Source organism: Acinetobacter johnsonii CIP 64.6 (assembly GCF_000368045.1).
In the GTDB taxonomy this organism is placed as follows: Bacteria; Pseudomonadota; Gammaproteobacteria; order Pseudomonadales; family Moraxellaceae; genus Acinetobacter; species Acinetobacter johnsonii.
In genome coordinates, this window is sequence record NZ_KB849234.1 from 27,696 (window position 1) to 42,884 (window position 15,189).

A 15,189-nucleotide genomic window follows, 5' to 3' on the forward strand; every position below is an offset into this window, starting at 1 on the left:
GAATTGAATCAGCCAAACAATCACCAAAAATTCTAAGCAAAAAAAAGCAGATCAATCGATCTGCTCATTTCCCACACGCTGGCGGAATTTCTGCCCTGCGCGGAAGGTTACTACACGGCGTGCAGAAATCGGAATTTCTTCACCCGTTTTCGGGTTACGACCTGGACGTTGACGTTTATCACGCAACTCGAAGTTACCGAAACCAGAAAGTTTAACTTGCTCACCAGAGATTAGCGCTTGGCTAATCTCGTCAAAGAACAACTCGACCATTTGCTTAGCTTCACGACGGTTTAAACTCGTGAGCTCACTTAGATGGTCAGCCATTTCCGCTTTTGTTAATGCTGTCATGAAGCCCTCAATGTCGCCTGATAAGTGTTTTCCAACACTTGTAAAATATGATCCATACCGGATTTAATTTCAGCATCTTCAAGCGTACGTGATGGGTGTTGCCAAAGAAGTGCAAATGCCAATGAGCGCTTACCGTCTTCAACGCCTTGCCCAGTGTACACATCGAACAACCAAGTCGAGTCTAAAAGCTCACCACCTGTTTTTTCGATAAGTTGCTGAATTTCACTTACATTTATCTTATCACTAATTAAAAGCGCAATATCACGTCTAACCGACGGAAAACGTGATAATTCTGTAAAATTAGATACATAAGTTTGCAAAACAGCCGATTGATCAAGTTCAGCCACCCAAGTTGTGCTCAAATCCAGTGCATCTTCTAAAGATGGATGTAATCGACCAAAGTAACCAATAGATTGGCCATCGACTAAAATCTCAGCAGACTGTCCTGGATGCAACCAGCTACGCTCAGAACGAACATAGTCTACTTGCACACGACCTGCCGCCAATACTTCTTCAATTTCACCTTTGAAATCAAAGAAATCCATAGCTTGAGGTTTAGCATGCCAAGTTTCTGAAGTTTTTGCACCTGTTGCAATCACTGCCAGGGTAGGAATTTGTTTCAAATCATGAATAAATTCAGCATCTTGATAGTCAAAACGCAAGCCTAATTCAAAGAAACGTACACGGCTTTGTTGGCGGTTCACGTTGTATTGCACACACGGAATCAAACTAGAGAGCAGTGTTGAACGCATCACGGCTAAATCGCTTGAAATTGGGTTAGCCAAAGCCAAAGGATTCACAGCCGCATTGAGTTGCTTCTCAAGCTTTAAGTCTGCAAAGCTAAAGCTAATCGCTTCTTGATAACCCAAAGTCACGAGAGTTTGACGCAGCTGAGCCATTTCAAATTGGTCTTGATATTGAGCCAATTTCGCTTCAATTTTTGGCAAACTGATTTGAATATTGTCATAACCATGAATACGCACAACTTCTTCAATCAGGTCTTGGTAGATTGCCATGTCATAACGGTGTGAAGGTGGTACTACAGACCACTGACCTTCTGCTTTAACCGTCACAGCACAACCTAAACGGGTTAAGGCATCCGCAATAAATGCAGCATCTACGCGATAACCGAGCAATTGATCCACTTGCGCTTGTTCCAGCTCAATCGCTTCACGCTTCGGTAAAACTGCCGTTTGTTCTACAGTCGTAATCGGACCGAACTCACCACCCGCCAATTCTGCAATCAATTGTGATGCACGGTGCATCGCGAGCATTGGGAGTTCAAAATCTACACCACGCTCATAACGCTGCGACGCATCGGTATGTAAGCCAAAGCTACGGGCACGACCTGCAATGGCTAATGGGGCAAAGAATGCAGACTCTAAGAAAATGTCTTGGGTTTCATCGGTAACAGATGAAGACAAGCCACCCATGATGCCTGCAATCGCTAATGCTTTTTCATCATCCGCAATCACCATGACTTTTTCATTGAGCTCAACTTCTTGTTCATTCAGTAAAACCAATTTCTCCGCCATATTCGCTTGACGAACTTGAACTGAACCTTGAATTTTTGCCGCATCAAAAGCATGTAGCGGTTGACCCAACTCCATCAGTACATAATTGGTAATATCAACCAAAATACTATGTTGGCGAATCCCTGAGCGAACCAAAGCGCGTTCCATCCATTCTGGGGTTGCTGCTTTGGTATTCACGTTTTTAATCACACGACCTAAATAGCGTGGGCAGCCTTCAGTGCTCACCACAACTTTTTTCTCATCGGCAATAGTCGCAGCAACGGCATTAATTTCAGGTGCAGTCACGGTCAGTTGGTTAATTACCCCAATTTCACGGGCAATACCACGAATGCTGAAACAGTCACCACGGTTTGGCGTGATGCTGATATCAATGACATGATCATCTAAATTTAAATATTCACGAATATCCACACCTACGGGCGCATCAACGGGTAACTCTAAAAGACCATCAATTTTATCTTCTAGATCAATTTCAGACGCACCACACAACATACCTTGTGATTCAATGCCACGAAGTTTGCCTTTCTTGATTTTGAAATCGCCTGGAAGCACAGCACCAATGGTCGCCACAGGGGCTTTCATACCGACACGTACGTTTGGCGCACCACAAACAATTTGTAAAGAATCGCCTGAACCAATATTCACCGTGGTCACACGTAAACGGTCTGCATCGGGATGTTGCTCTACCGTCAACACTTCACCAACAACCACGCCAGTGAACGGTTTTGCCGCAGGCGATAAATCATCGACCTCTAAACCCAACATGGTCAGTTGATCAGATAAAGTATTGCTATCAACGGCTGGGTTAACCCATGTACGCAACCAATTTTCGCTAATTTTCATTTTGTTAAAAACCTATAAATCTAAATTTTTGAATCCCCCTCTAACTCCCTCTTTTGGAAAAGAAGGAGAACCCCGAGTCATCACAAACAACTCCTCTCCTTCAAGGAGAGGCTGGGAGAGGTATAAATCTGTTTAAGCAAATTGGCGTAAGAAACGCACATCGTTTTGGTAGAACATACGTAAGTCATTGATGCCATAACGAAGCATCGCAAAACGTTCCACACCTAGACCGAAAGCAAAGCCTTTGTATTTTTCAGGATCAATCCCTGCTGCCTGTAAGACATTTGGATGTACCATGCCACAACCAAGCACTTCTAACCATTTACCACGCTCATCCATAATATCCACTTCAGCGCTTGGCTCTGTGAATGGGAAATAAGATGGACGGAAACGCACTTTTAAGTCTTTTTCAAAGAATTCGTTTAACAGATTGACCAATAAACCTTTCAGTTCTGCAAAGCTAGTATTTTCAGCTACATACAAACCTTCAATTTGATGGAACATTGGCGAATGCGTTTGGTCAGAGTCACAGCGGTATACACGACCTGGGCACACAATACGAATCGGGGGTTGCTGGGTTTCCATGGTACGAATCTGCACACCCGAAGTATGGGTACGTAACAAATGTGTCGCATCAAAATAGAAAGTATCGTGCATTGCACGCGCAGGGTGATGCCCTGGAATATTTAAAGCTTCAAAGTTGTGGTAGTCATCTTCAACTTCTGGTCCAGTTTCAATTACAAAACCCGCTTTGGTAAAGAACTGACAAATACGCTCTTGCACTTGAGTAACGGGGTGAATACTACCAATCGTTTGACCACGACCCGGTAAAGTAATATCCACCGTTTCACTTGCAAGTTTTTGCGCCAACGCTGCTTGTTGTAATTGTGTTTGGCGTTCAGTTAAAGCACCGGTAATCGCTTCGCGGACTGCATGAATTTGCGCACCAAAATTTTTACGCTCTTCAGGGTCCATTTTACCTAAAGCTTTTGATTGCTCAGCGAGCTGGCTTTTCTTACCCGTAAACTGCACTCGTACTTGATCGAGTGTAGTAAGGTCCTCTGCTGCTGCAATCGCAGCAAGCGCTTCAGTGGTCAGGGCTTCCAGTGACATAGTAACTCTCAAAGCAACAATTTATAAAATTAATAAAACCCCATATTCTATCAGTTTTTAAGCACGTTGATGAAGCTCTACGATCAGGAAAATTTATTTAGTACATGGTTTTATAAACAGGTTAAGATAGTGCCATCACAGAAGAGAACAACAAACGATGTCGCTTGATCCTATTTGGCAACAACAACTTACTTTAGTTACTTATGGCAATGAATATTTGCGCCACAACCTAAGTTTCCAACGTTGGTTAGAACATGCCATTTTTGACCGACATTGCTTTCAGTTTCGTGATCTAAATAGCCAACATTTACTGGCTCAGCATTTTCAAGTTTGGCTTGAAGCCTTAAAAAAACAAGGGGTCAAACAGCTCAGTCTGCATAGCTCAACATTGCTAGCAGATGAAAAGAACCCTAACCCAAATGTTGAACTCCTCGCTACCCCACATATTATTGTGAGCCATCAAGCACAGCAAAAAACTGCTTGGATTTTTGGTAAAGAACTGGATGAGTGGTACAGCGCTGAACACGATTTTATAATTCCAAAAACACAACAAAGCTCAATCCGTAGCGAAAATTTATGGCGTTTTGAACTGAATCACAAACTCAGCAAACGCATTGAAGCGGACTTACAAACGCCGAAATGGGATGAAATCGAAAACTTTACCGAACAAGAACTGTTTAGTGCGCCATTTGCACAAGGTTTAGTAGAGCCTGAGGCGGTAAACTTACCTTACTATGGACAACAAGAGGCCACAGATGAAGCCCACCGTCTCGCTCTTTTACCAACAGATTACGCTGCTGATTATGCACATCAAATGCTGTATCGTTTAGATGCGCTATCAGCATTTATCCAGACTAAGATTCAACATCCTTACAATGCAGAAGGCCAAGTGCTCACGCCAGATGAGCAATTGAACTTACGTCATTTTGAGCAAAAGATTGATGATTTAAGTACCAAGTTTATTGTGAAAGTGGCCAATCACTATCAAACCGCGCAGCTCACACCCAAAGACACGACTACACCACTTGATGCTCGCAATCATTCAACACCTAAATTAAGTGCGATAGAGAGCAAGCCTCAGGAAACACACCATAAATCGGGGAAAACCGGGGTATTTGCTTTAATCGTGATTACGATTTTGATTTGTGTAGTTGGCTATTATTTTGGCTTATAAGCTATTATAGAGATATCTAAGCGCTCCTCTCAAAGAGCGCTTTTTTTATGGTCTCAATTTGTTCAGGCGGTAATAAGAAGGTTGAAAGGCCGGATTTTGATTTGCACCTTATGCTGATTGGCATGTTGATTAATATAATGATTAACTGAAACAACCTCGCCTTCTAGCTCCGCATCAGGTCCATACATAATTTTGACCGACTCACCTTTTCTGGGAATCATTTGTAATTCCACTGTGATACTTCCCTGTCCCATCCCAGTAATTTCTGCAAGCATATCCCGCTCCTTTTCTTTTTAATCTTTTTATTTATTAGGCATCGGCCACCTTTGAGATTAAAGCAGTTTTATGTAACTAAAGCTTAAAGGTGCGTCTTGATCATTGAGTACGCACTGATATTCTCTGCCTTAAACACTATGCTTTTCAACAGCCAACTGGTCTAAAAAACGACTCACTTGTTTTGGTGTCTTTAAATGAATCCACTGTATATGTTGATATTCAGGCATCTGCATCATTTTTAAGTATTTCTGTCGGTTTTTAGCATGCGTTTTAATCATCCACCAAATAATCGAATCCCGACCAAACATCCGTAGCAAGCTTTCCCGATTATTCGAGTTTTCCCATAAATCCTGTTGTGCCCATGCCCGCTGAACCGCACGCTTCACAGAACGGTAAAGGTTGACTGGAAACGGTAAGTCCAACCAAATGACAGTATCAATTTCCGCCCATTTCACAGGAATAGCACGGGTATAGTTACCATCGATCACATAGCCCTGTGTCGCCTTTTGTACTTCCGACTCAATCTTGGCAAAAAACACCTCATCGGGACATTCTTGCCAGTCATCTAACCAAAAAAAATTATCCAACTCGATATAATGCAAATCTAACTTTTCGGCCAAAGCTCTGGAAAATGTAGATTTTCCTGTAGCAGAAGTTCCTACAACATTGATTCTTTTCATTGTACTGGCCTAACGCTGATGCGATCTTTCTTATCATACCTAATTATGGTTGTATCACAGTCTCACCTTTGACCCATAAAAAATTTGACTCAAAAAATAATCGACCATAAAAAAGACCGCTAAAAAGCGGTCTTTTTTAAGTCTTAAAGACTTATGCAGCTAATGCATCTTTAGCTTTAGAAGCTAAAGCAGCAAATGCAACTGCGTCATGCATAGCGATGTCAGCAAGTACGCGACGGTCGATAATCACTTGAGCTTTTTTCAAGCCAGCGATCATACGGCTGTACGATAAACCATTTAGACGAGCACCAGCGTTAATACGCGCAATCCATAGAGCACGGAATTGACGTTTTTTCTGACGACGGTCACGGTAAGCGTATTGACCCGCTTTGATTACTGCTTGGAACGCTACGCGATATACGCGTGAACGAGCGCCGTAGTAACCTTTAGCACGAGCAAGAATTTTTTTATGACGGCGATGAGCCTGTACACCACGTTTTACACGAGCCATTTATAATCTCCTTAGATGTATGGGCACATACGACGAACTGAAGCAACGTCACTCACGTGAACCATTACACAGCCGCGTAATTGACGAATACGCTTAGCAGATTTTTTGGTCAAAATGTGGCGTTTGAACGCTTGTTTACGCTTGAAACCGTTAGCAGTAGCTTTAAAACGCTTAGCTGCACCACGGCGAGTTTTCATCTTAGGCATAACAACCTCTTTTGAACACCTGTTCGGAACGTTTGCACCATTGCAAAACGACCTGCAGGTAAGGGAGCGAATATTCTAATCGAACTTTGTCTAAAACAAAAGCAAATAATCAACAATAAAAGCAAGCTTAGTTTATTTCCCGATAAGCTTTAAGCGATGAATTTATAACCGAGGTTTAGTCCAAGTCGTATAATGCTTCATCCATTCCATACTGTACCCTTATGAACGCTACACAGGATGCTTTTGCCGCACTCCGATACCGAGATTTCTCTATTGTTACACTCAATCAATTTTGCCTGACGCTTGCCATTTTAATTCAGGAAATTATTGTGGCGTATTCTTTGTATAAAATTACCAAAGATCCTCTCACTCTAGGCTTGATTGGTCTGGCAGAAGCAATCCCCTTTATTGCGCTCTCCTTATGGGGCGGTTATTTTGCCGATCGCTTTAATAAGCAAACCATCATGAAAATCTGCTTATTCTTTGCCATTCCTCTACCCTTGGTTTTATGGGGTTTATTTCATGCTTATGGCTTAAAGCAAATTGAACTCTCCACCCTGTCATGGGGTGTCTATGCCGTGATCTTTGGCCTAGGAACAATTCGAGGTTTCCATAATCCATCCGCAACATCTCTCAAACCCTTTTTAATTCCTCGGGAAATTTATGCCAATGGTGCTACAAGGACCACCATTGGTTGGCAAAGCGGGGTGATTATTGGGCCAATGCTGGGTGGGTTGATGTTAGCCTTTTTAGGCCGTGAAACCAGTTTCATCAGTGTGGCGGTACTGCTCAGCCTATGTTTCTTACTCGTCAATCTTTTAAGCAAACGCACTTTTCCTAAAATTGAAACGGAACATGTACTACAAAGTTTAGGTGAAGGCTTTCGCTTTATTGCTAAAACTAAAATCGTCCTCTGGGCCATCTCACTCGACTTAGTCTCGGTACTGTTCGGCGGTGTGATTGCTTTACTCCCAATCTTTGCTGAAGATATTTTGAAAATTGGGCCTGAAGGATTGGGCTATTTACGGGCAGCACCATCGATTGGTGCACTCATCACCATGATTGCGCTGACGCGGTTTCCGCCCACCCGACATGCATGGCGCAATATGCTGCTTGCTGTTGCAGGTTTTGGCCTATTCACTTTATTGTTCGCTTACTCAAACTACCTCTGGCTATCTTTATTTGCTCTTGCGATGACGGGTGCATGTGACAGTATTTCAGAGGTAATTCGTCAGACCATTTTACAAATTTACCCTCCTGAGAATATGCGAGGCCGTGTTGCAGCTGTAAATGGCATGTTTGTATCGAGTAGTAATGAACTGGGGGCATTTGAGTCAGGTCTTGCAGCAAAATATTTAGGCCCTGTGATTGCAACGGTTTTTGGCGGCAGCATGACACTCTTGGTGGTCGCACTGAGTTGGGCTAAAACCAAAGACTTATTTGGTGTAGACATCACCCAAGCCGAGCAAAAATAGTTTTAATTTAACAATATAACTTGCGAGTCTTTCCAATTCAGGAAATACTCGCAACAATTATTTAAGTCATGCGCACTGGATGCGTTATAAAAGAAATCGACCATATGAAACCACTCTTCTTGCTCGCATTATAGAGGTGGTCCCACTTGTTTGAACAACTAAAAGCGTATTTATAAGTGATATTCCGCTCTAGTTAAGCCACCTTGTTTTGTTGGGGTAGCTGATCATAGTAAAACTCATTTGGTGTCAATTTGTCTAGACTCGAATGAGGTCGTTTCAAATTATAAAACTCAAAATATGCACTCAATTGCTTTTTCGCATCTGTGACACTGCTATAAGCTTTGAGATACACCTCTTCATATTTAACGCTCCGCCATAATCGTTCAACCATCACATTATCAATCCATCGACCTTTACCATCCATACTGATTTGAATGCCATTTGATTTCAATACATCAATAAATGCATCACTGGTGAACTGACTGCCTTGGTCTGTATTAAATATTTCAGGTGATCCATATTTTTCAATTGCTTCATTTAAAGCCGAAATACAAAAATCCACCTCCATACTAATCGATACCCTATGCGCAAGTACCTTGCGGCTATGCCAATCAATCACAGCACATAAATAAACAAAGCCTTTTGCCATAGGGATATACGTTATATCCGTAGACCACACTTGATTACTGCGCAGAATAGCCAACCCTTTGAGCAGATATGGATATTTACGGTGAGCTTGATTAGCCTGGCTTAAATTTGGTTTGCAATATAACGCCTGAATACCCATTTTCTTCATTAAAGTACGTGTATGACGTCGTCCTATATGATGCCCTTGACGATTCAACAAATCACGCATCATACGACTGCCTGCAAAAGGATATTGCATATGTAATTCATCAATACATCGCATCAGTTTCAGATCTGATGAGCTAACAGGTTTTGGGCGATAATAATAACAACCACGAGAGACTTTCAGTAACTTAGCCTGTTTAGATACTGAAATCTGAAGTGAGTGATCGATTAACTTTTGTGGTTGAAGCGGCCCAGTTTCTTCAACACACCTTCTAAAAAATCAATTTCTAATGCCTGCTCACCGATTTTTGCATGTAATTTTTTTAGATCAATGGGGGGTTCTGATGGAGCTTTTGATTGATCGAAAGCTTGCGAGGAAGCTGAAATCAGTTGATTTTTCCAGTCAATAATTTGGTTTTGATGAACATCAAACTCAGAACTCAATTCAGCAAGTGTTTTTTCTGCTTTGATCGCAGCAAGTGCTACCTTAGCTTTAAAGTCGTTTGAATGATTTCTTCTTGGTCTACGTGCCATAAAATACTCCATATATTGATGTTTATAACATCATTTGAGGAGCTGAATATCACTTATAGGAGTTGTTCAAATTTCCGGATCCATCTCTTTATCTACACTGCCCTTTCATCTCAGTCATGCAGCTCAACCACCATTAGAACTCACCATTCAAAAAAGTTCAGCTCAATCGGCGCATTTGACCACGCGTATTCAATGGGTAGATTTTCCCAAACCCCAATATAAAAATAGCGATTTAAATCAACAAAACCGTGCAGCAATTATTCGTGTGTATGCAGATGAAACAGGTGATGTAACCAAAGCGACAGTCCAAGAAACGACTGGACTCAAAGCTTTGGATGAAAAGCTGGTAAATGCCGTGCTTCAAGCTAAAGTAAAACCGTTTATGGAGGACGACACCGCTTTAGCCGTCATTGGTTATCAAGTTTTTAATTTAAACCTAACCCCAGATGATGCCGAAGCATGTAACTATAGCTTTGACTCGAAGAACTGGCGTGCGCAGCAACAGCAGCAAAAAGTGCCTTTTCAATATCAGGTTCAACCTAAGCTTGCGCTAGATTCTACGCAGTTAAATGATCATGACCGTCAAATTAAATTTAGCTTTAAAGCCGATAAACATGGCAACATCAAGAAGCCTAAAATTATCAAAGGTTCAGGTATTTACGAGCTTGATCAACAAGTTTTACAAGCCGTTGCAAACAGCAAAGTTAGTGTTAAACGCACGGCAAGTAGACTGTGGCTCTATAAAAAATCTAAATTTAAAGATGCGATTGAATTCGATCTAAATGCTTGTCGTTAAAAATTTAGCATGACACGAGTTTTCACTCACTCGTGTCATCTCTATATCAACTTTAAACCCATTCAGCACATATAAGCATGTGGCTAGTTAGTCTCTGAAAATAATTAGAACTGACTAAACATCCAATACACAAAAAGATAGCGTCCTATTTTTGCAATACTCACCATCACAACAAAACGAACAAAGTTTTCTTTGAGTAATCCTGCAATGAGGGTAATCGGATCACCAATAACGGGCACCCAACTGAGTAATAAAGACCAAAAACCATATTTTTGATAAATACCCTGCGCCTGCAACATCTTTTGCTCTGAGACGGGAAACCATTTTTTGTTTTTGTATTGCTCAACTTTCAAGCCGAGCCACCAATTCACACAGCTACCTAGAATATTGCCTAGACTGGCGACAGCTACCAATAACCACACTGGATACTGCGTCTGAGCCAACAATCCCACCAAGACTGCTTCTGACTGTAAGGGTAGCAGTGTCGCCGCCCCAAAGGCAGAAAGGAAAAGTAGTCCTAAGGCCCACATCATTTTATGATTTTAAACCCAGCTTTTTCTTGGTTGAGCTATAGGCAAAACTTGACCAGATCAATGCCAGAATCAACAAAGACCAACGTGACCATGAATACTTATCAGCAATCGGTTCAATTGCAGCTCGAAGTACCGCCTGATCTTTGGTATTCAGCAGTTCAATGATTTTTTGAATGTGTACCGCTTCAGCTACAAATAGCACCAAACATCCCGCAACCCCCACAATAATACTGAGATAGATTTTAGGATTCGCTTCAATAATGCGGGTTAAATTGAGGAAAAACTCTTTTTTCATTACACTAATGTCCAAACAACCTTTCAACAAAAAAGCCACCCATCGGTGGCTTTAAAGAATGGCTTATACCTTGAAGGTGCTAAGCTTAACACAGTTCAAGTCAGCGCTTCTGTAACTAATTAACTTGAAGCGCCAACGCACGCTGAACTGCGGGGCGCGCTTGAATACGCTCCATATAAGCCTTCACATTTGGATAGTCATTTATGTCAATTTGTTGCCATTCATAACGCAAAATCCATGGAAAAATTGCCATATCCGCTATCGAATACTCGCCAGCCACATAGTTTTGACCAAAAAGCTGTTTGTCTAGTACACCATACAAACGCTTGGTTTCATTGACATAGCGTTCAGTTGCATACGCAATACGTTCGGGAGCAAATTTACTAAAGTGATGGTTCTGTCCAAGCATTGGACCGAAGCCACCCATTTGCCACATCAACCACTGCTCAACCTCAACACGAGACTGTTCATCGCTTGGATAAAACTGCCCTGTTTTACGCCCTAAATACTGCAAAATCGCCCCTGACTCAAACACAGAAATGGCTTCACCTTTGGGACCATCTTGATCCACAATCGCAGGGATTTTATTGTTGGGTGAAATGCGTAGAAAGTCGGGTTGGAACTGATCATTTTCTAAAATATTGATGGGAAAGACTTGATACTCCAAACCCATCTCTTCTAATGCGATGCTAATTTTATGTCCGTTGGGTGTTCCCCAATAGTACAAATCGATCATGTGGTTATCCTGTTACTTTTCTCGTTTTAGTTCATATTGTCGAGGTTTGATACTGTTTATAACATGATTCCAGCCTAGAAACATTAGGTTAAACTGAAATTGAAATCTTAAAATATGCATGACTAACTTCATATAAATAGAATAATTATCAACCAAAGAGAATTTTTAAAAAAAATCTTATTTTTTAATCTTGAAATTTCATAGAGCATCCAAATATTAAAAGTACAGCAAACATCCACACCGATTATTGCTGTGACAACCATGCTAATCGAGTCGCATAGGTTGCTTATTTATATCACTTTTCCTAATAGTGGAGGTTTTATCAATGAGTAATTTAAGCTTAATGCCATTATTCCGTCGTAGTATCGGTTTTGACCGTTTAAACGATTTGTTTGATCATGCAATGCTCAGTGAAGCACCACATTATCCTGCGTACAATATTGAAAAAGTCGGTGATGATCACTACCGCATTGTCGTAGCTGCGACTGGTTTTAACCAAGATGAGCTCGCGATCGATTTAGAGAATCAGGTACTTAATATTTCAGGTCAACATGCTGATCAGACCAAAGACAATCATGCTGAGTTCTTGCATAAAGGCATCACACAGCGCTCATTTAAATTATCTTTACGTTTAGATGAACACATTGAAGTACAAGAGGCCAATTATGAAAATGGTTTACTCACCATCCAGCTACGACGGATTGTTCCAGAAGAAAAAGCGCCATGCCGAATTCCAATCGGACAAAAGAAATTAACAACTGAAAACACTTCGGCATAGTCAATCAACAAAATAAAAAAAGCACTGCATAGGCAGTGCTTTTTTTAAGATCAATGGATCATTACTTTTTCTTTTTAGGACCAAGCAACATACCCATTTGACGACCTTCCATTTTTGGTGATTGCTCAACAACACCAATTTCAGCCACATCTGCTTCAACTTTTTGAAGTTGAGCCAAACCAAGCTGTTGGTGCGCCATTTCACGACCACGGAAACGAAGAGTAATTTTTACTTTGTTGCCTTCTTCAAGGAACTTAATGATTGCACGTAGTTTTACGTTGTAATCACCAACATCAGTACCCGGGCGGATTTTGATTTCTTTCACCTGTACTTGATGCTGTTTTTTCTTCGCTTCTTTCTGCTTTTGCTTTAGATCAAACAAATGCTTGTTGAAGTCCATGATTTTACAAACAGGCGGTTCAGCGTTTGCTACGATCTCAACAAGATCAAGCTCAACACTTTCAGCAGCGCGTAATGCTTCTGCCAAGCTAACAATACCTTTTTGCTCACCATTTTCGTCTACAAGACGGACTTCTTTCGCACGAATTTCATCATTCAAAGCAGGACGGTTTGATTTGTTACCGCCCTGTTGATTACGGTCAGGCTGTTTAATCGCTGTTACTCCACAATGTACCGGCCGCGTTCGGCAACGGCTGCTTTTACTAGGTCAACGAAAGCGTCGATTGACATAGTACCCAAATTTGTTCCAGAGCGGGTACGCACGTTCACTGTACCTTCCTCTACCTCACGGTCCCCAAGTACCAGTAAGTAAGGAATACGCTCTAATGTACGTTCACGAATCTTAAAGCCGATTTTCTCATTTCTCAAGTCTGAAATCGCACGGAGACCATTTTCTTTAAGTTTAGCGACGACTGACTCACATGCTTCCGCTTGTGAATCGGTAATGTTCATCACACATGCTTGGATTGGTGTTAACCAAGGTGGCATAAAGCCCGCATAGTGTTCGATTAGTATACCAATAAAACGTTCAAAACTGCCAAGTATTGCACGGTGCAACATTACAGGTTGATCACGATCATTGTCTTCAGTGACATATGACGCATCTAAACGTTCTGGCAAGTTGAAATCACATTGGATTGTACCACATTGCCATACACGGCCTAAGCAGTCTTTCAGGGAGAATTCAATTTTCGGACCATAAAATGCGCCTTCACCCGGTTGAAGTTCCCACTCCAAACCGGCAGCATCTAAAGCATCTGCTAAAGATTTTTCAGCCATATCCCAAAGTGCATCATCACCCACACGTTTTTCTGGACGTGTAGACAACTTCATTTGCACTTCTTCGAAACCGAAGTCTTTATACACATCTAAAGTCAGTTGAATGAAGTCAGCCACTTCTTGACCAATTTGCTCTTTGGTACAGAAAATGTGTGCATCATCTTGGGTAAAGCCACGAACACGCATAATGCCGTGCAATGAACCCGATGGTTCGTTACGGTGACATGAGCCAAACTCAGCCAAACGAATTGGCAAATCGCGGTATGACTTTAAACCTTGGTTGAACACTTGTACGTGACAAGGACAGTTCATCGGCTTAATTGCATAGTTACGGCTTTCTGAATGCGTCGTGAACATGCCATCTGCATAGTTTGCAGCATGGCCTGATTTTTCCCAAAGCGTGAAATCAACCACTTGTGGAGTACGAATTTCAAGGTAACCATTATCTTGTTGTACTTTGCGCATGTATTGTTCAAGTACTTGATAAATGGTCCAACCGTTTGGATGCCAGAACACCATACCTGGTGCTTCTTCTTGCATATGGAACAGGTCTAAAGCTTTACCAATTTTACGGTGGTCACGCTTTTCAGCTTCTTCAATACGTTTGATATACGCTGCAAGCTGTTTTTTGTCTGCCCACGCTGTACCATAAATACGTTGTAACTGTTCATTCTTCGCGTCACCACGCCAGTAAGCGCCTGACATTTTAGTCAACTTGAATGCTTTTAAAAATTTAGTATTTGGCACGTGTGGACCACGGCACATATCCAAATAGTCTTGATGGTAGTACAAGCCCATTTCTGTTTCTTCAGGCATGTCTGCAATCAAGCGTAATTTATAATCTTCGCCACGCGCTGTGAATTCTGCAATCACCTCATCACGTGGTGTCATTTTTTTGATGACATCATAGTCTTGATCGATGAGCTTTTTCATACGCTCTTCAATGGCTACCATGTCTTCTGGCGTAAATGGCTTTGCGCTAAAAATATCGTAATAGAAGCCATCTTCAATGACAGGACCAATCACCATTTTCGCTTCAGGGAACAATTGCTTAACCGCATGTCCCACCAAGTGAGCGCAAGAGTGACGAATGATTTCGACACCTTCTTCGTCTTTAGGCGTAATAATTTGAAGGCTGGCATCCGTGGTAATTAAGTCAGATGCATCGACTAAACGACCATCGACTTTTCCTGCAACTGTATTTTTCGCAAGACCAGGACCGATGCTCAGTGCAACGTCCATCACAGATACAGCTTGATCAAATTGTTTTTGATCGCCATTTGGCAAAGTGATAATTGGCATAAAAAATCCTTAAGGAGTGATGC

Annotated in this window: 17 protein-coding genes; 4 read left to right on the forward strand and 13 right to left on the reverse strand. The window is 41.6% G+C overall.

What is annotated here, in order from left to right; genetic code table 11:
- Nucleotides 1–51: 51 nt before the first annotated feature.
- The 3 genes from F986_RS03545 to pheS all read right to left on the reverse strand — a co-directional run bounded on the left by F986_RS03545 (nucleotide 52) and on the right by pheS (nucleotide 3,839).
- Entirely contained in the window at nucleotides 52–348 is a 297-nt protein-coding gene (locus F986_RS03545; RefSeq protein ID WP_004649746.1) for an integration host factor subunit alpha, read from the reverse strand.
- Nucleotides 345–2,726: a phenylalanine--tRNA ligase subunit beta gene (gene pheT / locus F986_RS03550; RefSeq protein ID WP_004692270.1), complete on the reverse strand. Its 2,382-nt coding sequence runs from the start codon at nucleotides 2,724–2,726 to the stop codon at nucleotides 345–347. Before pheT ends, F986_RS03545 begins: the two co-directional genes overlap by 4 nt.
- Before the next feature lie 132 nt (nucleotides 2,727–2,858).
- Nucleotides 2,859–3,839, reverse strand: coding sequence for a phenylalanine--tRNA ligase subunit alpha (pheS, locus tag F986_RS03555; protein WP_004692271.1), 981 nt, complete (start codon nucleotides 3,837–3,839; stop codon nucleotides 2,859–2,861).
- A 157-nt stretch (nucleotides 3,840–3,996) separates the two neighbouring features.
- Here pheS and F986_RS03560 point away from each other — a divergent pair, with 157 nt between their 5' ends.
- Nucleotides 3,997–5,013, forward strand: coding sequence for a hypothetical protein (locus F986_RS03560; RefSeq protein ID WP_004692272.1), 1,017 nt, complete (start codon nucleotides 3,997–3,999; stop codon nucleotides 5,011–5,013).
- Between the two features lie 62 nt (nucleotides 5,014–5,075).
- Here F986_RS03560 and F986_RS03565 read toward each other — a convergent pair whose 3' ends face one another.
- The 4 genes from F986_RS03565 to rpmI all read right to left on the reverse strand — a co-directional run bounded on the left by F986_RS03565 (nucleotide 5,076) and on the right by rpmI (nucleotide 6,686).
- Complete coding sequence (locus tag F986_RS03565; RefSeq protein ID WP_004692273.1) at nucleotides 5,076–5,288, reverse strand: KOW domain-containing RNA-binding protein; 213 nt, start codon at nucleotides 5,286–5,288, stop codon at nucleotides 5,076–5,078.
- A gap of 129 nt (nucleotides 5,289–5,417) precedes the next feature.
- Entirely contained in the window at nucleotides 5,418–5,969 is a 552-nt protein-coding gene (locus F986_RS03570) for a P-loop NTPase family protein (RefSeq protein WP_004692274.1), read from the reverse strand.
- A 151-nt stretch (nucleotides 5,970–6,120) separates the two neighbouring features.
- On the reverse strand, nucleotides 6,121–6,480 hold the full coding sequence (gene rplT / locus F986_RS03575) for a 50S ribosomal protein L20 (RefSeq protein WP_004692276.1): 360 nt from the start codon (nucleotides 6,478–6,480) through the stop codon (nucleotides 6,121–6,123).
- Between the two features lie 11 nt (nucleotides 6,481–6,491).
- Nucleotides 6,492–6,686, reverse strand: a complete 195-nt coding sequence (gene rpmI / locus F986_RS03580; protein WP_004278281.1) for a 50S ribosomal protein L35 — start codon at nucleotides 6,684–6,686, stop codon at nucleotides 6,492–6,494.
- 221 nt (nucleotides 6,687–6,907) lie between these two features.
- On the opposite strand from rpmI, the gene F986_RS03585 reads away from it, so the two are divergent.
- Nucleotides 6,908–8,161 carry an MFS transporter gene (locus tag F986_RS03585; protein ID WP_004692278.1) on the forward strand — a complete coding sequence of 418 codons (1,254 nt, stop codon included), beginning with the start codon at nucleotides 6,908–6,910 and terminating at the stop codon, nucleotides 8,159–8,161.
- 193 nt (nucleotides 8,162–8,354) lie between these two features.
- Here F986_RS03585 and F986_RS17750 read toward each other — a convergent pair.
- Nucleotides 8,355–9,487, reverse strand: a protein-coding gene (locus tag F986_RS17750) for an IS3 family transposase (protein WP_227509860.1) whose coding sequence is annotated in 2 segments (ribosomal slippage) — nucleotides 8,355–9,235 and nucleotides 9,235–9,487 — 1,134 coding nt in all. Because the reading frame shifts where the segments join, the coding sequence is not laid out codon by codon here.
- 175 nt (nucleotides 9,488–9,662) lie between these two features.
- Between F986_RS17750 and F986_RS03600 the strand changes: the two genes are divergently transcribed.
- Complete coding sequence (locus F986_RS03600) at nucleotides 9,663–10,283, forward strand: energy transducer TonB (RefSeq protein ID WP_004692283.1); 621 nt, start codon at nucleotides 9,663–9,665, stop codon at nucleotides 10,281–10,283.
- Between the two features lie 104 nt (nucleotides 10,284–10,387).
- Here the strand turns inward: F986_RS03600 and F986_RS03605 are convergent, their stop codons facing one another.
- The 3 genes from F986_RS03605 to F986_RS03615 all read right to left on the reverse strand — a co-directional run bounded on the left by F986_RS03605 (nucleotide 10,388) and on the right by F986_RS03615 (nucleotide 11,847).
- Nucleotides 10,388–10,816, reverse strand: coding sequence for a YqaA family protein (locus F986_RS03605; protein WP_004692284.1), 429 nt, complete (start codon nucleotides 10,814–10,816; stop codon nucleotides 10,388–10,390).
- Nucleotide 10,817: 1 nt separating this feature from the next.
- Nucleotides 10,818–11,111: a hypothetical protein gene (locus F986_RS03610; protein ID WP_004692286.1), complete on the reverse strand. Its 294-nt coding sequence runs from the start codon at nucleotides 11,109–11,111 to the stop codon at nucleotides 10,818–10,820.
- 115 nt (nucleotides 11,112–11,226) lie between these two features.
- Nucleotides 11,227–11,847, reverse strand: coding sequence for a glutathione S-transferase family protein (locus F986_RS03615; RefSeq protein ID WP_004692287.1), 621 nt, complete (start codon nucleotides 11,845–11,847; stop codon nucleotides 11,227–11,229).
- A gap of 325 nt (nucleotides 11,848–12,172) precedes the next feature.
- On the opposite strand from F986_RS03615, the gene F986_RS03620 reads away from it, so the two are divergent.
- Complete coding sequence (locus tag F986_RS03620; RefSeq protein WP_004692288.1) at nucleotides 12,173–12,625, forward strand: Hsp20 family protein; 453 nt, start codon at nucleotides 12,173–12,175, stop codon at nucleotides 12,623–12,625.
- 61 nt (nucleotides 12,626–12,686) lie between these two features.
- On the opposite strand, the gene infC is transcribed toward F986_RS03620, so the two are convergent.
- Both infC and thrS read right to left on the reverse strand, forming a co-directional pair.
- Entirely contained in the window at nucleotides 12,687–13,238 is a 552-nt protein-coding gene (gene infC, locus F986_RS03625; protein WP_045015043.1) for a translation initiation factor IF-3, read from the reverse strand.
- Between the two features lie 5 nt (nucleotides 13,239–13,243).
- Nucleotides 13,244–15,166 (reverse strand): threonine--tRNA ligase, encoded by a 1,923-nt coding sequence (gene thrS, locus F986_RS03630; RefSeq protein ID WP_004692292.1) that lies wholly within the window; start codon nucleotides 15,164–15,166, stop codon nucleotides 13,244–13,246.
- Nucleotides 15,167–15,189 lie beyond the last annotated feature (23 nt).